Genomic DNA, 20,293 nt, shown 5'->3' on the forward strand with positions numbered 1-20,293 from the left:
TTTACTGTCGGAATACTGTAGAAGGTGGTGTCGCCCGGACTGACCTTGTGTGAACATTGTGTATATTTTATTCGATCATTGATGGTTGATTCATTGGTTGGATTTAATAGTTATTTTTAAAATTGACACAAGGTTCATGGAAAATGCGGGTCAAATGCCATTAAAATGTTTGCATGGTGAGGCGAATACCTTCGCTTTTGAATACCAACTTGCTCTTGAATTGACCATTATTATGTGTAACAATGTTCTTTTTATTGCTGTGTAAAACCAAAATATAAACTTAAAAATATCATAAAAACAGTAGATTAAGTGTATTATTTTGAAAAAACGATAGATTTTATTTAGTGTTTCATGAGGGTCTTACTATTGGTAGTGATATTTAAGTGTAATCTGTAACATATAGTAATAACTATAAAATAAATAATATGGAATTATAGTTGGCGGAAACTCTTTTTTTGGTCAGAGTAACAATGTTAATATTGTTCTTGAACTCTGCTCCTCTTTGCGTTATAGAGAGCAGTGGAGACTGGTGAGTGGACTAAAATTCAGACTGAAAAGGAGTGATTATGACTAGTTTTGATGCTGTGTTTCAAAGTAGTATTAATAATCCTGAGGAGTTTTGGGCGGAGGCTGCAAAAAATATCACCTGGTATAAGGAGTATGACAAGGTGCTTGATTCATCCAACCCGCCATTTTACAAATGGTATCCCGGGGGGAAGATGAATACGTGTTACAACGCCATTGATCGACACGTTGAAAATGGACGGGCAGATCAGACGGCAATTATTTATGACAGCCCTGTCACGAACACCATAAGGAAAATCAGTTATAAGGAACTCCTTGATCAGGTGTCCACTTTTGCCGGAGTGTTGAAAGGAATGGGTGTCGGCAAGGGGGATACGGTTGTAATCTATATGCCGATGATCCCTGAGGCAGCGGTAGCCATGTTGGCCTGTGCAAGGCTGGGAGCCATTCATTCTGTGGTTTTTGGCGGTTTTGCTCCCCATGAGCTGGCCATCAGGGTTGACCATGCTCAGCCGAAAGTTATTGTAACTGCATCCGGGGCCATTGAGGGTGTGAAGAACCTGGCTTACAAACCACTCGTGGACAGTGCAATTGAGCAGTCAACCCATAAGGTCGATAAGGTCATCCTGTTTCAGAGGGATTTTGTCAAAGCCGATATGATAGACGGACGTGATTTTGACTGGAATGAGATGATGGAAAAGAGTGAGCCGGCCGATTGTGTTGAAGTTGATGCTACGGATCCTCTATATATTTTGTACACCTCGGGAACAACAGGAATGCCCAAAGGCGTTCTCAGGGATAATGGCGGTCATGCCGTGGCCCTTTACTGGACCATGAAAAACCTCTACGATATAAATCCGGGAGAGGTGTGGTGGTCTGCTTCTGATGTCGGCTGGGTTGTGGGACATTCTTATATAGTTTACGGTCCGCTTCTTCAGGGTTCCACTACAGTTTTTTATGAAGGAAAACCTATTGGTACACCTGATGCCGGTGCATTCTGGAGGGTCATATCCGAGCATAAGGTGAAGGCTCTTTTTACTGCGCCTACAGCTTTCAGGGCTATCAAGAAAGAGGATCCGGATGGGTTGCTCTTTAAAAAATATGATACATCATGCTTTGAATGTCTCTATCTTGCCGGGGAAAGAACAGACCCGGATACCCTGCACTGGGCGGAAGATCTTCTCGGGGTTCCTGTTATAGATCACTGGTGGCAGACGGAAACCGGATGGGCTATCGTCGGGAACTGTCGTGGTATTGAGGAATTACCTGTGAAAGAAGGTTCACCGACCAAGCCGATGCCGGGATATGATGTGAAAATTCTGGACGACGAAGGAAAGGAACTGCCGGCCGGACAGGAAGGCAATATTGTTGTTAAACTGCCGTTGCCTCCGGGGACATTGACTACCCTGTGGCGCAATGACGAGCGGTTTGTGAAATCATATATGACTACTTTCCCCGGATACTATGAAACCAGTGATGGTGGATATATAGATGAAGACGGGTATGTCTATGTCATGGGACGTATGGATGATGTTATCAATATTGCGGGACATCGTCTGTCAACCGGAGCCATGGAAGAAATAATTGCCAATCATCCTGATATCGCGGAATGTGCTGTTTTTGGTGTGGATGACAAGTTGAAAGGGCAGTTGCCTGTGGGATTTTTTGTTGTGAAAGCAGGTGTTACAAGAGATCCTGTCGAAATCAAGGATGAACTGGTCAAGATGGTTCGTGAGTCCATAGGGCCGATTGCCTGTTTCAGAGAGGCGACTCAGGTGGTGAGACTGCCTAAGACCCGTTCCGGCAAAATCCTTCGTGGGACCATGCGGTCAATTGCCAACAATAAAGACTATAATATGCCGTCAACTATTGACGATCCTGTAATTCTCGATGAAATCACAGATACATTGAGAGAGATGGGATACGTGAAAAAGTAGACGTGCCGGATAGCGCAATTACCAGTGTGGTAATTGCGTTTTTTTCTTAATTCAACAAAGGGACCGGATGTCGTTCCGGTCCCGGGTATGGGTACAGTTTATGAAGATTCACGAATACCAGGCAAAAGAGTTATTCAGAAAATATCACGTACCAACTCCTGAAGGAGGAGTAAGTGATAGTGTTGATGGGGTTAAGGAAATTGTCAAAGAGCTTGGTCTTCCGGTTGCGGTAAAGGCCCAGATTCATGCAGGTGGGCGGGGAAAAGGTGGCGGTGTTAAAATTGCAAGGACAGATGATGAACTGGTTGCAGCCGCTGATGCCATTCTTGGTATGACCCTGGTCACAAAGCAGACCGGGCCTGAAGGTCGGCTTGTCAAGAAAGTCCTGGTTGAAAAAGGTGTCGGTATTGAAAAAGAGCTTTATCTTTCAATAATTCCGGATCGTGAAACAGCCTGCATAACGATTATTGCCAGCCAGGATGGTGGAATGGATATCGAGGAGGTTGCAGAAAAAACACCGGAGAGAATAGTCAAAGTACCTGTGAATCCGACGACAGGGATCCAGGGGCACCATCTTCGCCAGGTGATGTTTGGTCTTGAACTGGATAAGACGCTTATGAGAGAGTTCTCCGGGATTCTGAAAAATCTGTACAATCTTTTTGTTGATTATGATTGTTCCCTGGTGGAGATCAATCCTCTTATCGTCACAGATCAAAATTCCATAATTGCACTTGATGCAAAAATGGATATTGATTCCAATGCATTATACAGGCATCCCGATGTTCTTGAGATGCATGATCCCAATGAAGACGATCCCACGGAAGCCGAAGCGGCGAAATACAATCTAAATTATATAAATCTCGACGGTAATGTTGGCAATATGGTGAACGGTGCCGGTCTCGCCATGGCCACTATGGATATTATTAAGCAGGCGGGTGCTGATCCTGCAAACTTCCTCGATGTAGGAGGCGGAGCAAACGCGGAAATGGTTGAAAACGGATTCCGTCTCATCCTGAGTGACTCAAAGGTAAAGGGAATACTGGTCAATATTTTCGGTGGTATTCTCAGGTGCGATGTCCTTGCCCAGGGTGTGGTCCAGGCGGCTGAAAAAGTGAAGTTGTCGGTTCCGGTTGTTGTACGGATGGAAGGGACAAATGTTGAAGAGGGAAGGAGAATCCTGGCAGAATCCGGCCTGAAATTGATCAATGCAACGGATCTGGCCGATGCAGCCAAAAAGGTTGCAGAACTAGTGTCGTAATCTCAACCCGGAATGAAACAGGCGATATTGATATGGGAAGGAACTGTTGCCTGTTGGGTTTTAATTCGAGACCGGTCTCTTCTTCTACTGATTGATGCTGACAGGTGCAGCGTTCTCTGTGCAGGCGAAGGACTGTGGAAAATATCCAGCGACCGGCTTGAATACAATATATTAAAATATTGATGTACTCTTACTACCTAGAGGAAAAAAATGAGCATTTTTGTTAATTCTCAAACCCGTGTTCTTGTACAGGGTATTACTGGAAAGGAAGGGCAGTTTCATACACAGCAATGTATCGCATATGGCACGAATGTTGTGGCCGGTATGACTCCCGGCAAGGGTGGTCAGGAAATGGGTGGTGTACCTGTTTTTAATACCGTCAAGGATGCCAAGGCAAGTACGGGTGCCAACGCGTCCATGATTCTTGTACCGCCACCATTTGCCGCTGATGCGATTCTTGAGGCAATTGATGCCGATATTGAACTCATTGTCTGTATAACCGAAGGTATCCCTGTTATGGACATGCTGAAGGTTAAAAATTATCTGGAGCTGAAAAAAACCACCAGGCTGATTGGTCCAAACTGTCCTGGAATTATTACTCCAGGTGAGTGCAAAATAGGGATTATGCCCGGGCCGATACACACCCCGGGAGGACCGGTGGGAGTGGTGTCCCGCTCCGGCACTCTTACTTATGAAGTGGTTCATCAATTGACCGAAGTAGGACTTGGACAGACAACCTGCATAGGAATCGGTGGGGATCCGGTGAACGGAACCAATTTTCTTGATTGCCTGGAAGCGTTCAATGAAGACCCTGCCACTGAAGCGGTTGTCATGGTGGGGGAAATTGGCGGGAATGCGGAAGAACAGGCTGCCGCCTGGATTAAAGACAATATGGATAAACCGGTGGTCGGTTTCATAGCGGGAATAACTGCTCCTCCAGGGCGTCGTATGGGTCATGCAGGAGCAATTGTCAGTGGTGGTCAGGGTACTGCCGAGGCGAAAATTTCGGCCATGAGGGACAGTGGCATTCATGTCTGTGAGGATCTGGGCAGTCTCGGAAAACTGTGTAAGGATGTTTTCTGAACAGTAACCGCACAGGATAAACTCAGCCGTTCATACCCTTCGGGTATTTAAATCCTTCGGGTGCAACAGGTAATGAAAATCCCGACTGCGGCAGTGGTACCTGTTGCACTCTGGATTATTAAATAAATTTAACTTGATTCAGACGTGAAAACCTATTGAGGATTATTCTCGTTTCAAGGAGATGGTATGAAAATGAATGACCAGCTGGATCACCTCCATAAGTTGAGGGAAAAGGCAAAATTGGGAGGTGGCCAAGAGAGAATCGACAAGCTGCATGCAAAAGGCAGTATGACTGCCAGGGAAAGGATCGATTTACTGTTGGATAAAGGATCATTTGAAGAATTTGATATGTTCAAAGCCCACAGGTGCCGGGATTTCGGCATGGAGAACAAAGTGTTCCCAGGTGATGGTGTTGTTACCGGGCACGGTACTGTAAATGGTCGAATAGTTTATGTTTTTGCGCAGGATTTCACAGTTCTTGGTGGCTCCCTTTCTGAGACTTTTTCGGAAAAAATCTGCAAAATCATGGATCTGGCCATGAAAAACGGAGCACCGGTGATTGGCCTGAATGATTCCGGAGGAGCCAGAATCCAGGAGGGAATTGAGAGTCTGGCTGGATATTCAGAAATTTTCCAGAGAAATGTCATGGCCTCTGGTGTAGTTCCCCAGATTTCAGCCATTTTCGGGCCATGTGCCGGGGGAGCAGTGTATTCACCTGCACTCACTGATTTCATTATCATGGTGGAGAACAAGTCTTATATGTTCCTCACAGGTCCCAAGGTTGTCAAAGCCATAACCCATGAAGAAGTGACTGTTGAGGAGCTTGGTGGGGCTGCCATGCATTCCAGTCGGAGTGGTGTTGCTGATTATCCTGCACCTTCGGGTGAGGATGCCATAGCTTATATCCGTAAATTGCTCACCTTTCTCCCCCAGAATAACATGGATAATCCCCGGTTGTGGAGTGCAGCGATCCAGTCGAACGTGTTGCTCCCGGTCTGAATGCCATCATTCCTGAAAACCCGAATGCGGCATACGATATGAAGGAAGTGATTCTTCAGACTGTGGATAACCGTGAGTTTTTTGAGATAAAGGAAAATTTTGCTCCTAATCTCATTGTAGGTTTTGCTCACTATAACGGCATGAGTGTCGGTATTGTTGCTAATCAGCCTAAACATCTCTCCGGAGTTCTTGATATTGATTCCTCGGTCAAGGGTGGGAGATTTGTCAGATTCTGTGACTGTTTTAATATTCCGGTTGTCACTTTTGTGGATGTACCCGGATTTCTGCCGGGAACGGTGCAGGAATATGGTGGCGTGATACGAAATGGCGCAAAAATTCTTTATGCTTATGCCGAGGCCACTGTTCCCAAGGTTACGGTTATTACAAGAAAGGCGTATGGTGGTGCATATTGTGTCATGTCATCCAAGCATTTACGTGGCGATATCAATTACTCCTGGCCCAGTGGTGAAATCGCTGTTATGGGAGCTAAAGGCGCTGTTGGTGTGTTGTATGGTCGTGAAGCCGCAAGAGCTGAAGACCGTGCCGCATTTCTGGCAGAAAAGGAAAAAGAGTATCAGGAGACCGTCGCCAATCCCTATATTGCTGCTCGCCGTGGATATATTGATGATATCATAGAGCCTGCAGGAACGAGGAGACGGATTATAAAGGCGCTGGGGTTACTGCAGAATAAACGTGATGTCAATCCAATGAAAAAGCACGGTAATATTCCACTATAATTTCCAAAGAGAGAGTTCTTTATAATTCAGGAGATAAAAAATGACTGTAAAAATAATAATTCAACGTACTGTGAATGACGACAATATCCTCGAACTGACCATGTTGCTGAAAAAACTCCGTTCCCTCACTCTGGAACAGCCAGGATATATTTCGGGCGAGACCCTGAGCAGGATAGATAACAAGAATGAGTGTTTGGTTATCAGTACATGGCGTTCAGTCGAAGACTGGAATGAATGGGTTAACAATCCGAAAAGAACTGAAATCCAGGGCCAAATTGATACACTTCTCGGGAGGGAAACCGAGTATGCAATGTACAGTACTTGATGGATATCGTTTGTACAATGTTTGCTATGGCCCTGAATCCGTGAATGTCGATGGTGATGTAGCCTGGATCCTTGTGAATACTTTCAATTATCTTGAACTTTATCCATGGGCCAGCTGACTGAGTGTATTTTGGCATGGAGATTAAAAATTAAGACAAAATCACGAAATCGTCATGATCCAGTTAATGGTAAAGAGTTGTCCTTTTTGATGGCGAAAATATGAAAAATAGGAGATACCCCGGAATCTGAAAGGGTGATTTACTGTTTTTTGCAAAAACAACGGGTGAAGGAATGACAGGAAAGGAAAAAAAAAAGATGGCTGCGGCAATGGCAGCCGTGAGTCTTTACCTGGAAGAGGAAGCGGCAACAGCTGCCGAACAGGAGAAAAATCCTGAAAGAGCCGGTGGCTTTGGACAGAGTCCCTGGGGCCTGAGTGGGCGTCAGGAGATTATGACCATGCGCAGGCTGACACAGTTAAGAGTGTTTACTCGCATTTAAAAAAAATAAAAAAAATGATCAGGCGATAGGAGAAACAGGATGAGTGATCAAGTAAAAATGACGCCTTTGGAGTATTCAGCGGACAGACCCAAGGCAAAAAATCCGGTAAAGATAATGGATCTGTCCCTGCGTGATGGACATCAATCCCTGTTTGCAACCAGGGGGCGTACGGAAGACATGATCCCTGTTGCTGAAATGATGGACGAGGTGGGATTCTGGGCTATTGAAACCTGGGGAGGTGCGACTTTTGATACTATGCACAGGTTTCTTAATGAAGATCCCTGGGAAAGATTGCGTACACTGAAGCGGTATATTAAGAAAACACCGTTTTCCATGCTCCTGAGGGCTCAAAATCTTGTGGGCTACAGAAATTATGCCGATGATCTGGCCCGTGCTTTTGTGGAGAGGGCGGCAGAAAACGGTATGGACGTGTTCAGAACCTTTGATGCCCTGAATGACTATCGTAATTTTGAAACCGTGGTTTCCGAGATTAAACAATGCGGGAAACATTTCCAGGGATGTATCTGTTACACTTTGACGGAACCTCGACTGGGTGGAGAGGTGTATAATCTTGATTACTATGTTGATCGGGCAAAAAATCTGGAGTCCATGGGTGCCGATTCGGTATGTATTAAGGATATGGCAGGTCTGCTGGCACCATATGATGCCTATCCGCTGATCAAGGCATTGAAAAAAGCTGTGAAGATTCCTATCCATCTCCACAGTCATTTTACCTCCGGCATGTCGCCGATGACACACCTCAAGGCTATTGAGGCTGGAGTTGATATTATTGATACCTGTATGACACCCTATGCCTACAGGACTTCCCATGCCGCCCTTGAGCCCCTGGTAATGGCCCTGCTTGGCACCAACAGGGATACCGGTTTTGACATAAAAAAACTTGCTGCTATCAATGAGATTTTTGAAAAGGAAATTTTACCCAAATACAAGCACCTGCTTGATGATTCGAAAGTTTCCATTATTGATATTAACGTTCTGCTGCACCAGACTCCGGGGGTATGCTGTCCAACCTGGTTAATCAGTTGAGAGAAATGGATGCCCTTGATAAGATAGATGAGGTTTACAGGGAATTGCCGAAAGTAAGAAAAGATCTCGGTCAAATTCCGCTTGTGACACCTACAAGCCAGATCGTCGGGGTGCAGACGGTCAACAATGTTCTCCATGATACTCCCGATGAACGATATAAAATGATCACCGGACAGGTGAAGGATCTCTGCTATGGTCTTTATGGAAAGACTGCGGTGCCGATTAACCCGGAGCTGCAGAAAAAGGCTTTGAAGGGATATCCGCGTGGTGAGGAGCCGATCACCTGCCGTCCGGCTGAAGTTCTTGAGCCCGAACTTGAAAAGGCGAAAGAAGAGATAGGTGATTTAGCTGTAGATTTGGATGATCTGATTCTCTATGCCCAGTTTCCTGTAACAGGTAAAAAATTCCTGGAATGGAAATATGGCAAGTCGGAAGCTCCTGACAGTGTCAAGCCGATTACTCTTGAGGATGTAAAGAAAAGAGAAGAGTTGATTAAAAAGGCTCTTGCTGGTGAGTTGATTGAAAGAAAAGGTGACACTCCTGAGAAATCAGAAGCACTTCGGACATTTAATGTCTTTGTTGACAATGAATATTTTAATGTGGAGGTTGATCCAACCGGTGATTTTCAGGTTGTAGCAGCGCCTGCTTCTTCTGCTCCGGCGGCAGTGCCTGCCGCTCCCGCCCCTGCAGCAGCACCGGCCTCGGCACAGGCGGTAAAGGAGCCTGTGCCGGATACTACTGATGAAGCGGATGGAACACTCCTTCTTGCCCCAATGCCAGGCATGATTGTAAAATATGTTGCCGGAGAGGGAGACACAGTCAAGAAAGGAGATACGGTTGTGATACTTGAAGCCATGAAAATGGAGAATGCGCTGGCCTCGCCTGCCGATGGAGTGGTAAAAGGGGTTAAATTCGGCACTGGTGACAGTGTTGCGAAAGGTGCCGTTCTTTGTGTTATCGGCTGAAATCTGTACTGAGTGTAAAAAAAGCGTGGAGAATTGAAAAATTCCTCACGCTTTTTTGTAGTTGAATCATGCGATGAGTCCATGTTTCTTATCAATACAGGAGCGTCAGATCCAAGTTTTCGGAGGTTTAAATTGCCTGGCGGTAAATTGAAGTAACTTTTGTTTGCCGACAAAATAGAAAAGAAAACGGAACTGCCTGAACTGATGAGAAATGCTGGTTGGGATGCAGGTTGTTTGCTAGATGTCCACCCGGAAACCGTATTCTCTTTTCAACAGCTTTTCATGCGGATATTTAACTCAAAAATATAACATGCCTGTTGTATGAATTGGTGCATGATCAGTTGCAGTGATTATTATGGACAGAGGTACGGCTTCCGGATGGATGTTCCGTTTTTAACAGAGATTAACTCCAAAAGCCAGTCCATATTCAATTCTAAGATCTCGGAATGAGTCAAAAGAGGTATGTCATGATATTGAAAGAGTTAAACGGTCACCAGCCAGTAATTGGAGAAGATTGTTATTTTGCAGAAAATTCAGTGGTTGTGGGAGAGGTGAAAATAGGGGACCAGTGTTCCATATGGTACAACGCGGTGATTCGAGGGATGTGCATTACATCAAAATTGGCAATAAGGTCAATATACAGGATGGGGCTGTCATACATGCAACATACAAAAAATTCCCCATCAATATTGGTAATAATGTATCCATTGGCCATAACGCAATTGTTCATGGTTGTACTGTGCACGATAATGTTCTGATAGGGATGGGTGCCATTGTTATGGATGATTGTGTGGTTGAGTCAAATACGATAATTGCTGCAGGAGCAGTGGTTACACAGGGAACCCGTGTGGAAACTGGTACTATTTACGCCGGAATCCCCGCCAGGAAGGTGAAAGATATCAGTCAGGAACTTATCTCCGGCGAGATTGAGAGAATAGCCAATAATTATATCAAATATTCAGGATGGTATAAGGAGAAGGATTAAAACCTAAATCCTGCACTCCGACAAACTTGCCAATTGCAGGATTTAGGTAAAAGGAGTTCATGAATCAGATTCGCGCTTCAGGTGGGCCAGCAGGGTATCGGCCGCTGCTGTCGGAGAGGTTTTACCTTTTGCTACCAGGTGACGAAGCTGTGGCAGAATTTCTATGATTTTCGGGGTTGAGTAGAACCACTGGCGTAAGCCTTCGTCGAGGAGAAATGACATCCACTCGAGAGCCTGGATTTTTCTCTTTTCCGCCATCTCTCCGGATGCAGTCAGTTTATCACGGTGTTCAAGGATTGTTTCCCATATTCGATCTATTCCTCGATGTTCAAGGGAGCTGCATGTGAGAACGGGGATAGTCCAGTTGGGGCTTGTGGGCATCAGCATGTGGAGGGCAGTTTCATATTCCTTCTTAGCCATTTCCGCACGGTTTACATTATCTCCGTCTGCTTTGTTAATGACAATGGCATCCGCCACTTCAAGAACACCTTTTTTTATTCCCTGGAGTTCATCGCCTGCGCCTGCAATCAGCAGGACAAGAAAAAAATCAACCATGGACGCAACGGTTGTTTCAGATTGCCCGACTCCGACGGTTTCTATGATAATAACATCATAACCAGCAGCCTCGCAGACCAGCATGGTTTCTCTCGTTTTTCTGCCTACACCGCCAAGGGTGCCGGAAGACGGAGAGGGGCGGATAAATGCATTTTCGTTAATGGCGAGCTTTTCCATCCTGGTTTTATCTCCGAGGATAGATCCACCGCTTCTTGTGGAACTTGGATCAATGGCCAGAACCGCCACCCGGTGTCCCAGTTCGGTCAGCATATTGCCAAAACTTTCGATATAGGTACTTTTTCCTGCACCAGGCACACCGGTTATGCCGATACGAATACCCTGACCTGTGTGAGGTAAAAGCTTGTCAACGATTTCTCTAGCAAGTTCCTGGTGGGCAGGCAGGGTGCTTTCGATGAGGGTAATGGTTCGCGCCAGCTGTAATCTGTTGTGACTCAGTACACCATCCACATAGTCCCGGGCGTCTTTGAGCATAATGATCTGTGATGAAATAATAATTTCCTGGATCTGTAGTGGATCCAGGAGAAGAAAAAAGACAATACAGGCCCGGCAGCATGCGAGGAGTGTTGCCGCTGGACCCGTATTATCTTCAATTGAAAATTCTACAAGTATTTTTCTTCAAGTAACGACATGGTCTTTTCGGCAGAATCGGTAATCGGAGTACCAGGTCCGAATACCGCCTTGACACCCGCAGCAAAAAGAAAATCGTAATCACCCGGAGGAATAACACCTCCGGCCACCACGAGAATATCTTCACCTCCGACTTTTTTCAGCTCTTCAATCAGTGATGGAATCAGGGCCTTGTGTCCGGCTGCAAGACTGGAAGCGCCGACAACATGGACATCATTTTCAATGGCCATTTTAGCCGCTTCTTCCGGGGTCTGGAACATGGGGCTGATATCCACATCAAATCCGAGATCAGCATAAGCGCTGGCCACAACCTTGAACCCGCGATCATGCCCATCCTGTCCCATTTTGGTTACGAGCAGGCGAGGTCTTCTGCCCTGTTTTTCAAGAAAATTGGCTGTTCTTTTCTTCAGGGATTCTATGGTGTCACTATTGTCGGTGTATTCGGAAGAATAAGCACCGGAAATGCATCGTGTTGTTGCCACAAAACGGCCAAACACCTCTTCCATGGCATCGGATATTTCACCAACGGTAGCACGGGCCCGCACTGCGGGGAGAGCAGCCTCCAGCAGGTTTCCACCGTTTCTGGCTGCATTGGTCAGATCAGCAAGAGCCTTTTTCACCGCTTCTGCGTCTCTCGTTGCCTTGATCTCTTTTATTCTGGCTACCTGTTCATCCCTGACTGTTGAGGGCACTTCCCGGACCTCAAAGTCAATTTTTTCGTCTGGCAGTTTGTATTTGTTGACACCGACAATGACGTCAAGACCCTGGTCAATACGTGCCTGCTTCCTGGCTGCGGATTCTTCAATCCGCATCTTTGGCATACCGCTTTCAATAGCCTTGGCCATTCCACCCAGCTCTTCGATTTCATCTATTATTTTCTGGGCTTCATCTATGATGTTATTGGTCAGAGTTTCCACATAGTATGAGCCTCCAAGAGGATCAATAACATGGCATACCTGGGATTCCTCCTGGATGATAATCTGGGTGTTTCTGGCAATTCTGGCGGAAAAGTCGGTCGGCAGGCCAATGGCCTCATCAAATGAGTTTGTATGCAGGGATTGGGTGCCACCCAGAACAGCTGTCATGGCTTCCAGAGTTGTTCTTATGATATTGTTGTAGGGATCCTGTTCAGTAAGACTCCAACCTGAGGTCTGACAATGGGTCCGCAGCATGGAAGATTTAGGATTTTTTGGATTGAACTGGCTCATCAACCGGTGCCAGAGAAATCTGGCTGCGCGGAGCATGGCAATATCCATGAAAAAGTTCATGCCTATGCCGAAAAAGAAAGAGAGTCTCGGCGCAAAAGTATCCACATCCATGCCGCTATTCAAGGCAGCCTTGACATACTCAACGCCGTCAGCCAGGGTAAAGGCGGTCTGAAGGACGCTGTTGGCGCCGGCCTCCATCATATGGTAACCACTGATACTGATTGTGTTGTAGCGGGGCATATTCTTGGAGCAGAAGGACATGATATCAGAAATAATCCGCATTGATGGTTCCGGCGGATAAATATATGTATTTCTCGTCAGGTACTCCTTAAGGATATCATTCTGAATCGTGCCGGAGAGTTGATCATGGCTCACCCCTTGTTCTTCCGCAGCAACAATATAACCGGCAAGAATGGGAATAACAGCGCCGTTCATGGTCATTGATACGGACATTTTGTCCAGAGGGATCCCGTCGAAAAGAATTTTCATATCTTCAACTGAATCGATGGCCACACCTGCTTTGCCTATGTCACCGGATACTCTGGGATGATCGGAATCATAGCCCCGATGAGTTGCCAGGTCAAAGGCAACGGAGAGTCCTTTCTGGCCAGCAGCCAGAGCCTTGTGATAAAACTCATTTGATTCCTTGGCTGTGGAGAAACCGGCATACTGTCTGATGGTCCAGGGCCTGCCAGCATACATGGTCGCCATGGGACCCCGCATGTAGGGTTCCATTCCTGGAAGGGTATTGGCAGGAAGATTCTCAAGATCTTCCGCCGTGTAGAGTGCTTTTACTTTAATACCTTCGGGGGTGTCCCAGTCGAGAGTTTCGACAGGTTTGCCCTTCATCTGTTTTGTGGCAAGTTCTTTCCATTCTTGTAATTTCGGATGTTCTGACATGTGCTTTCCTCATGAAATATGTAACATCCCCGGCAGGGGGGGTAAATGGTGGCTACCCATCAATGGCCTTGTTGCCCGATTTCTTCGTCGCCAAGAAAAATAAAAATGCTCACATATGCCTATTATGCGGCGTTTACCTGAAATCGAACAAAAAAATCTTATTTTCGGACAGGTACCAGGTTGCTTTTATGAACGTTCACACAACTCCACAAGCACTCCACCGGTTGCCTTGGGATGGAGAAAGGCTATCTTGGCACCTCCAGCGCCTATTCTCGGTTCCTTGTCAATCAGCTGAACTCCCATTTCCTTCAGTTCCGCCAGTGCCTCATCAATATTTGCTACTCTGAATGCAACGTGCTGGAATCCCTGGCCTCTTTTTTCAATAAACTTTGCCACAGGGCCGTCAGGGGAGGTGGATTCAAGGAGCTCCACTTCACTTTCACCAACGGGAAAAAAGGCGGTTGTAACTTTCTGTGCTTCAACAGTTTCCGCACCCTCAAATTCAAGACCAAGAACATCTGTCCAGAATTCTTTTCCACCGTCGATGCTGTTGACGGCAATGCCAAGATGATCAATTTTTAAAATTTTCATTCAAGTTTACCTCCAGTTGATTATTTGCTTCATGGTCATTTCTTTTTGGCAGGATATTGCAGAATTACGCTTTCAGGGAGACACATGTCTCCACGGAGGGGCAGGATTGTTTCAGCGATTCATGTCATACCCGTTAGCTACTCTTTGTCCGGATTGGCCATACCCTGCCATACCATCTCAAACATGACATTGGCCTGATCAGCCAGACTCTCAGTTTTTCCGCGCAGGATCCACATGAAAAAACTTCGTTGAACAAAACCCATCAGGAAATCAAGCAGAACTCCAGCTCTCACATGGGGGTTGAGAACACCTTCGTTCTGGCCCTGTCGTAAAACATCAATCATTAAAGACATCATCCTCGGCTGGGCAAATGTTTCGTCGGCCATCCATGTCTTCATGGGCAGAGTCATGAAAACAATTTTTCCCAGCCCTTCATGTCTTTCGTAATAGTCAAGCTGCAGCCAGAAAACCTTCCGCAGTTTTTCTTTTAGATTTTCTATGCCATGGAGATGATCAACAATCCTGTCTGTGAGAATGCCCATCCAGATGTCGACAAAGGCAAAGACCAGTCGTTCCTTGCTTCCATAATGCTTATAAATAGTCGTGAAGCTGACTCCAGCCCTGTTGGCGATGTCCCTGATGGATGCCTTGTGAAAATCAGAATTGGAAAAAATCTCCAGAACAGCCTGTTCAAGTCTTTTGTGGATATCGTCGTTTAATTTGTCCAACATTGTTACTCTTTTCTGTATGGAAGATGTATTTGAATAACTATTATCGTTTGTGTCCGGGAAAAATGTGCCTGAAATTCTCCAGAAGCACTCTGTGGTGTATCTTTGTTATTCGTTGTTGTGGTGTGCAACTGTTTGTAAATATGAATAAAAAGATCATGAAATATAATTCTTCCGTATAGACTAAGAACATTGTTACACACCTATCTTTAATGCAAAAAAGATCAGTTTTCAAGTAAAAAGCTTCATTTCCGGTTAATTGGTGAAATATCGTTATGAAAATAAATAAATTCCATAAAACCAGCATATATGAATGAAGTAGGAAATTATCCTCCAAAAAGGGAAAGAAGAACTCCGGCGGACACTGCCGATCCAATGACACCGGCAACATTCGGGCCCATGGCATGCATGAGAAGAAAGTTTCCGGGGTCCTCTTTCTGGCCAACAACCTGGGAAACACGGGCTGCCATGGGAACGGCAGAAACTCCAGCGGATCCGATAAGAGGGTTAATATTTACATTCATTACCCTGTTCATTAATTTGGCAAGAAGAACACCTGAAGCGGTACCGATACCGAAGGCGGTGACACCCAGGCAGAGGATGGCGAGGGTTTCAATTTTGAGAAACTGTTCCGCGGTTGCGGTGGCGCCGACCGTTACCCCGAGAAAGATGGTAATGATGTTGATGAGAGCATTTTTTGCGGTGTCTTCAAGCCTGCCTACAACACCACATTCACGGAAGAGATTGCCCAGCATCAACATACCGATAAGAGTCGCTGCCGGTGGAACAATCAGCGAAACTATTATTGTAACAATGATGGGAAAGAGGATTTTTTCACGTTGACTGACTTCACGGAGTTGAGTCATCCTGATCACTCTTTCTTTTTCAGTGGTGAGCAGTTTCATTATCGGGGTTGGATTATCGGAACGAGAGCCATGTAGGAATAGGCGGCTATGGCAATTGGACCAAGGAGGTGGGGGGCAAGTTTGGAAGAAAGAAAAATGGCTGTCGGTCCGTCTGCCCCACCAATGATCCCAATTGAGGCCGCTTCCTGGGCTGTGAAGAGCCCGGAGGCTATGGCTCCGATAAAGGTTATGAAAATCCCGAACTGGGCAGCAGCTCCCAGGAGCAGTGATTTCGGATTGGCAATCAGCGGGCCGAAATCAGTCATGGCGCCAACACCCATGAAGATCAACGGTGGAAAAATGCCCAGGTGATCTCCCTGAAACAGGTAGTAGAGCAGCCCTCCAGGTTCAAGTGTATGGATGGAGTGTTTCTGAATTTCCAGGACAGGTTCTGTCATCATCCCGGCAAACGGTAGGTTTGTGAGAAGAACACCGAAGGCGATGGGGACAAGAAGTAGAGGTTCAAATTTTTTTACAATGGCGAGATAGAGCAGAAGGCAAGCAATACACATCATTGCAATCGAGCCTGGCGTCAGCCCTGAAAATCCTGTGCTTCTAAGAAAATTGAGTAATGAATCGAGCATAATGAGGCTCTCCCTCTATGGTGTAAGGACGATGAGAATATCGCCGGCATTGACTGAAGCACCTTCACTTGCCTTGATCTCCTGTACTGTACCGTCAGATGGCGCCTTGATGTCATTTTCCATTTTCATTGCTTCAAGAACCAGAAGAGTTTCTCCCTTCTTCACGGAACTACCCTGGCCAACAAGAATACTGATTACAGTGCCAGGCATTGGGGCAGAAATATTTCCTCCCAAGCCGGTTTCTGTGGCGGCGGTTTTGGGAGCAGGTGAAGCGGCAGGTTTTGCGGGGTGCTGCATGGGAGTCGTCGGGGCAGTGGCAGGAGGTGAAGATGCAGGTCGTGTTGTGGGGGTTGATTCATCCTGCAGTTCTTCTATTCCAACTCTGTATTCAACATCGTTTACAACAACTCTGAATAATTTCATAATGGTCTCCGTGATTGTTAAAGTCTGCTGTTCATCTGCTCCAGAATTCCGGCCCTGTTCCAGGCAGGTTGGGGAGGGTCGATTCGTGTAATATTTTTAATAACAATATTACTGGGGGAAGTGTTTAACTGTGTTGCCAGAACAGTTGAAATAACGGCAATAAGTTCGGTGTTATCAGGTTTTGAAGGAGAAGTTGGAGCAGCAGTAGAGGCTGCTGTCTCTACGGAACTGCTCGCCGGTTTTTTCCTGTTGGTCATCAGTTTTTCCATGAAAGCAATAACAAACTGGAGGATGATGAGTGCTGCAAAAGTGATTCCCATTCCGAGGACAGTGGCAAACAGTCCGGCAAAAAGTTTGTCTGTCAGAGAGAGGGCATGGATGGTATCCGGGTTTGCAAAATCGGCCAGAAGTTCAATGGTGGTCATGGTTATCTCCAGAAAATGGATCGAAAAAACGAAAAATCATTGTTCCAGCACCTGAAAAGGGTTTTGATATTCCAAAAATGTAAATAGGCTGATCCCTTTGATGCTGTCATGCTTTACAGAGGAATATTACCATGTTTTTTGGCCGGACGTTTTTCCCGTTTTCCCTGCAGCATGATAAAAGCATCGATAACCCGCTGTCGGGTTGTGTCCGGCTCAATGACATCATCAACAAAACCCCGTTCCGCTGCCTTATACGGGGTTGCAAATTCTGCAGCATACTCTTCCAGTATTTTTGTTTTGGTGGCTGCCTTGTCATCTGATTTTGAGATCTCTCTTTTGAAGATGATATTGACGGCTCCTTCAGATCCCATTACCGCCACTTCCGCAGTAGGCCAGGCGAATACCATATCGGCGCCGAGAGATTTTGAGCACATGGCAACATAGGCACCGCCATAGGCCTTTCGCGTGATAAGGGTAACTTTTGGGACGGTTGATTCACTGTATGCGTAAAGAATTTTTGCACCGTGTCTGATAATCCCACCGTATTCCTGGGTTGTTCCCGGTAGAAAACCGGGGACATCTACTATGGTGAGCAGGGGAATATTGAATGCGTCGCATGTTCTGATGAACCGGGCTGCCTTGTCACCTGCGTTCATGTCAAGGCAGCCAGCCATGACATTTGGCTGGTTGGCGATGATGCCGACTGAATTGCCGTTGATCCTCGCAAAACCTGTAATGATATTTGTCGCGAAATAGGGTTGACTTTGGAGAAAATCACCATTGTCCACTATCGGCAGTATGACATCCAGTATATCGTATGGTTTGTTCGGGTTGTCTGGAATGAGCGTGTTCAAAGAAGGAATTCTTCGGTTAATGTCATCATTAACGGGGTAGACAGGAGCTTTTTCCATGCTGTTTGATGGCAGAAAACTGAGTAGCCTCCTGATGGACTCCAGGCATTCAAGTTCGGTGGGGGCAATAAAATGAACATTTCCGCTGACACTGTTGTGGGTCATGGCTCCACCGAGTTCTTCTGCAGATACTTCTTCTCCTGTTACGGCCTTGATCACCTGGGGCCCGGTGATAAACATCTGGGATGTTTTATCCACCATTATGATAAAATCCGTCAGAGCCGGTGAATAGACGGCTCCACCGGCGCAAGGGCCCATAATAGCAGATATCTGGGGGACCACACCTGAGTAAATGGAGTTCCTGAAAAAGATGTCACCATATCCGGAAAGGGCATCTACTGCTTCCTGTATTCTCGCACCACCTGAATCATTCAGGCCGACCATGGGGGCACCGATCTTGGCAGCGCTGTCCATTGCCTTGACAATCTTTCTGGCGTGCATTTCCCCAAGGGCTCCCCGGTGATGGTGAAGTCCTGGGAATAGGCGTAGACAATTCTGCCGTCAATCTGTCCGTAACCGGTAACTACGGATTCACCTTCCGCATCAAGTTTGTCCATACCGAAATTAGTGCATCGGCATTTGATAAAGGCATCAGTTTCAATAAACGTACCGGGATCAAAGAAATGATTAAGACGTTCCCGCGCTGTCATTTTACCTTTGGCATGCTGTTTTTCGATTCTTTTTTCACCTCCACCCAGGGCGATTTTCTCTTTTTTTTGCAGCAGCAGTTCTCTCTTGTCCAAAGGCATTTTTGAAGCCTCCTTGGTTAAAGTTATCAGTGCCATGATGTACGGCAGTAGTCCTGTCTATGTGTCCGGATCCGTGTAGGTTATGATTGCCGGATTCACCATACCCTGCCAGACCATTTCAAAAAGAATATTGGCCTCGTCGGTAAGTCGTCCTTTTTTTCCCCTTACTATCCACATAAAAAAACTTCGCTGTATAAACCCGAGCATAAAATCGAGAAGTGTCCCGGCTCTCACCTGAGGATTGATAATGGCCGCCGCCTGGCCCGCTTTGAATACATCAATGATCAGTGTGACCCTTTTTTTCTGGTCGAATGTTTCATCGGCCATCCATGTTTTCATGGGAAGGCGAATGAAGAGAATACAACCAAGCTCCTCGTGTCGTTCGTAGTACTCCAGGTGCAGCCAGAAAACCTTGCGCAGTTTTTCCTTCAGGTCCTGAATGCCGTTTAAATGATCGGCAATGCGACCGGTCAGTTTTTCCATCCAGATGTTAACGAAGGTGAAAAGCAGTCGTTCCTTGCTCCCGTAATGCTTGTAAATAGTCGTAAAGCTGACTCCCGCTTTTTCTGCAACATCACGGATGCTTGCCTTATGAAAATCGCAGGTCGAAAAGACCTCCATTACAGCCTTTTCAAGTCGGTTTTTTACTTTCGGATTTATGTCGTCTAACATTGTTACTGGCGGGAATTATCCATTAAAATTGATTAATATCATAAACTAGAAAATATTTTATATTCAGGTCGTTATAAAAGTAAAAAAAAATAAAAAAACAGTGTTGGTTAAATATCAAATTGATTGTTATGGTTTGTAATGCTTTGAAAATACAAAAAAAATAAATATTTTATTTTTGTAAACCTCTTTATTAAAGTAACAATGTTACTCTCTTTTAATGTATGGTCATTTTATTTGTCAAGAAAAAAAAGTCTTTTTTACTCAACGGGGATTTTTTATTATTGCCTCGATGTCAGGAGTGTTTCGTGGTGATCAGATTACATTTCCCTTGAGATTCTCGCTTAAGAGGTTGATTATGTGTACTGATTTATTTTGTGGACTCCACAATATTCAAGAAAAATTATTGAAATATGGGACTGAAAGGTGCTAGGCTGTTATTCCTTTTAATCGAGAGAGTTCAAGAATTATTGTTCAAAGATATTTCTCCGGCTATGTTTTTGGCTGGGAGAAACAACTGGTCCGGTGCCGGCCGGATCAAACTGGAATCTGATTACGTGTAAAATTCTACATGGTTGAGTTGCCAGGATAATCAGAATGAAAAGAAAAACCGGCAGGATTTGCCGGTTTGCGCAAGAA

At 45.6% G+C, this 20,293-nt stretch carries 12 protein-coding genes and 5 pseudogenes; 8 read left to right on the forward strand and 9 right to left on the reverse strand.

Annotated features, from left to right (window positions below):
• Positions 1 to 566: 566 nt before the first annotated feature.
• The 8 genes and pseudogenes from LO777_RS05365 (at position 567) to LO777_RS05400 (ending at position 10,358) form a co-directional block, all read left to right on the forward strand.
• Entirely contained in the window at positions 567 to 2,462 is a 1,896-nt protein-coding gene (locus LO777_RS05365) for a propionyl-CoA synthetase (protein WP_228856514.1), read from the forward strand.
• Positions 2,463 to 2,562: 100 nt separating this feature from the next.
• The gene (gene sucC, locus LO777_RS05370; protein ID WP_228856515.1) at positions 2,563 to 3,720 is read left to right on the forward strand and encodes an ADP-forming succinate--CoA ligase subunit beta; all 1,158 of its coding nucleotides are present in this window, start codon (positions 2,563 to 2,565) and stop codon (positions 3,718 to 3,720) included.
• Between the two features lie 210 nt (positions 3,721 to 3,930).
• Positions 3,931 to 4,803 carry a succinate--CoA ligase subunit alpha gene (gene sucD, locus LO777_RS05375; RefSeq protein ID WP_228856516.1) on the forward strand — a complete coding sequence of 291 codons (873 nt, stop codon included), beginning with the start codon at positions 3,931 to 3,933 and terminating at the stop codon, positions 4,801 to 4,803.
• A 192-nt stretch (positions 4,804 to 4,995) separates the two neighbouring features.
• Positions 4,996 to 6,539: pseudogene (locus LO777_RS20940) on the forward strand (acyl-CoA carboxylase subunit beta).
• 40 nt (positions 6,540 to 6,579) lie between these two features.
• Positions 6,580 to 6,864, forward strand: coding sequence for an antibiotic biosynthesis monooxygenase family protein (locus tag LO777_RS05385; RefSeq protein ID WP_228856517.1), 285 nt, complete (start codon positions 6,580 to 6,582; stop codon positions 6,862 to 6,864).
• A gap of 290 nt (positions 6,865 to 7,154) precedes the next feature.
• Complete coding sequence (locus LO777_RS05390; protein WP_228856518.1) at positions 7,155 to 7,361, forward strand: hypothetical protein; 207 nt, start codon at positions 7,155 to 7,157, stop codon at positions 7,359 to 7,361.
• Between the two features lie 39 nt (positions 7,362 to 7,400).
• Positions 7,401 to 9,373: pseudogene (locus LO777_RS20945) on the forward strand (pyruvate carboxylase subunit B).
• Between the two features lie 467 nt (positions 9,374 to 9,840).
• Positions 9,841 to 10,358 (forward strand): annotated as a pseudogene (locus LO777_RS05400) (gamma carbonic anhydrase family protein).
• A gap of 57 nt (positions 10,359 to 10,415) precedes the next feature.
• Here the strand turns inward: LO777_RS05400 and meaB are convergent.
• From meaB to LO777_RS05445, 9 genes and pseudogenes are all read right to left on the reverse strand, one after another.
• Complete coding sequence (meaB, locus tag LO777_RS05405) at positions 10,416 to 11,405, reverse strand: methylmalonyl Co-A mutase-associated GTPase MeaB (RefSeq protein WP_228856520.1); 990 nt, start codon at positions 11,403 to 11,405, stop codon at positions 10,416 to 10,418.
• Between the two features lie 128 nt (positions 11,406 to 11,533).
• On the reverse strand, positions 11,534 to 13,669 hold the full coding sequence (scpA, locus tag LO777_RS05410; protein WP_228856521.1) for a methylmalonyl-CoA mutase: 2,136 nt from the start codon (positions 13,667 to 13,669) through the stop codon (positions 11,534 to 11,536).
• A 186-nt stretch (positions 13,670 to 13,855) separates the two neighbouring features.
• Positions 13,856 to 14,260, reverse strand: coding sequence for a methylmalonyl-CoA epimerase (mce, locus tag LO777_RS05415; protein WP_228856522.1), 405 nt, complete (start codon positions 14,258 to 14,260; stop codon positions 13,856 to 13,858).
• Positions 14,261 to 14,397: 137 nt separating this feature from the next.
• Positions 14,398 to 14,991: a TetR/AcrR family transcriptional regulator gene (locus LO777_RS05420; RefSeq protein WP_228856523.1), complete on the reverse strand. Its 594-nt coding sequence runs from the start codon at positions 14,989 to 14,991 to the stop codon at positions 14,398 to 14,400.
• Positions 14,992 to 15,314: 323 nt separating this feature from the next.
• A pseudogene (locus LO777_RS05425) lies at positions 15,315 to 16,477 on the reverse strand (sodium ion-translocating decarboxylase subunit beta).
• A gap of 15 nt (positions 16,478 to 16,492) precedes the next feature.
• Entirely contained in the window at positions 16,493 to 16,900 is a 408-nt protein-coding gene (locus LO777_RS05430) for a biotin/lipoyl-containing protein (protein ID WP_228856524.1), read from the reverse strand.
• Between the two features lie 17 nt (positions 16,901 to 16,917).
• The gene (locus LO777_RS05435) at positions 16,918 to 17,325 is read right to left on the reverse strand and encodes an OadG family protein (protein ID WP_228856525.1); all 408 of its coding nucleotides are present in this window, start codon (positions 17,323 to 17,325) and stop codon (positions 16,918 to 16,920) included.
• A 113-nt stretch (positions 17,326 to 17,438) separates the two neighbouring features.
• Positions 17,439 to 19,021: pseudogene (locus LO777_RS05440) on the reverse strand (acyl-CoA carboxylase subunit beta).
• 21 nt (positions 19,022 to 19,042) lie between these two features.
• A complete protein-coding gene (locus LO777_RS05445; protein ID WP_228856526.1) occupies positions 19,043 to 19,657 on the reverse strand; it encodes a TetR/AcrR family transcriptional regulator in 615 nt (204 codons plus the stop codon).
• Between the last annotated feature and the right edge of the window lie 636 nt (positions 19,658 to 20,293).

The organism is Desulfomarina profundi, from assembly GCF_019703855.1.
Classification (GTDB): domain Bacteria; phylum Desulfobacterota; class Desulfobulbia; order Desulfobulbales; family Desulfocapsaceae; genus Desulfomarina; species Desulfomarina profundi.

Excerpts from the sequence above, each read along its gene's own strand:
- mce (WP_228856522.1), bottom strand. The coding sequence starts at position 14,260 with ATGAAAATTTTAAAAATTGATCATCTTGGCATTGCCGTCAACAGCATC.
- LO777_RS05420 (WP_228856523.1), bottom strand. The coding sequence starts at position 14,991 with ATGTTGGACAAATTAAACGACGATATCCACAAAAGACTTGAACAGGCT.
- sucC (WP_228856515.1), top strand. The coding sequence starts at position 2,563 with ATGAAGATTCACGAATACCAGGCAAAAGAGTTATTCAGAAAATATCAC.
- scpA (WP_228856521.1), bottom strand. The coding sequence starts at position 13,669 with ATGTCAGAACATCCGAAATTACAAGAATGGAAAGAACTTGCCACAAAA.
- LO777_RS05430 (WP_228856524.1), bottom strand. The coding sequence starts at position 16,900 with ATGAAATTATTCAGAGTTGTTGTAAACGATGTTGAATACAGAGTTGGA.
- LO777_RS05445 (WP_228856526.1), bottom strand. The coding sequence starts at position 19,657 with ATGTTAGACGACATAAATCCGAAAGTAAAAAACCGACTTGAAAAGGCT.
- meaB (WP_228856520.1), bottom strand. The coding sequence starts at position 11,405 with ATGCTCAAAGACGCCCGGGACTATGTGGATGGTGTACTGAGTCACAAC.
- LO777_RS05385 (WP_228856517.1), top strand. The coding sequence starts at position 6,580 with ATGACTGTAAAAATAATAATTCAACGTACTGTGAATGACGACAATATC.
- LO777_RS05390 (WP_228856518.1), top strand. The coding sequence starts at position 7,155 with ATGACAGGAAAGGAAAAAAAAAAGATGGCTGCGGCAATGGCAGCCGTG.
- sucD (WP_228856516.1), top strand. The coding sequence starts at position 3,931 with ATGAGCATTTTTGTTAATTCTCAAACCCGTGTTCTTGTACAGGGTATT.
- LO777_RS05435 (WP_228856525.1), bottom strand. The coding sequence starts at position 17,325 with ATGACCACCATTGAACTTCTGGCCGATTTTGCAAACCCGGATACCATC.
- LO777_RS05365 (WP_228856514.1), top strand. The coding sequence starts at position 567 with ATGACTAGTTTTGATGCTGTGTTTCAAAGTAGTATTAATAATCCTGAG.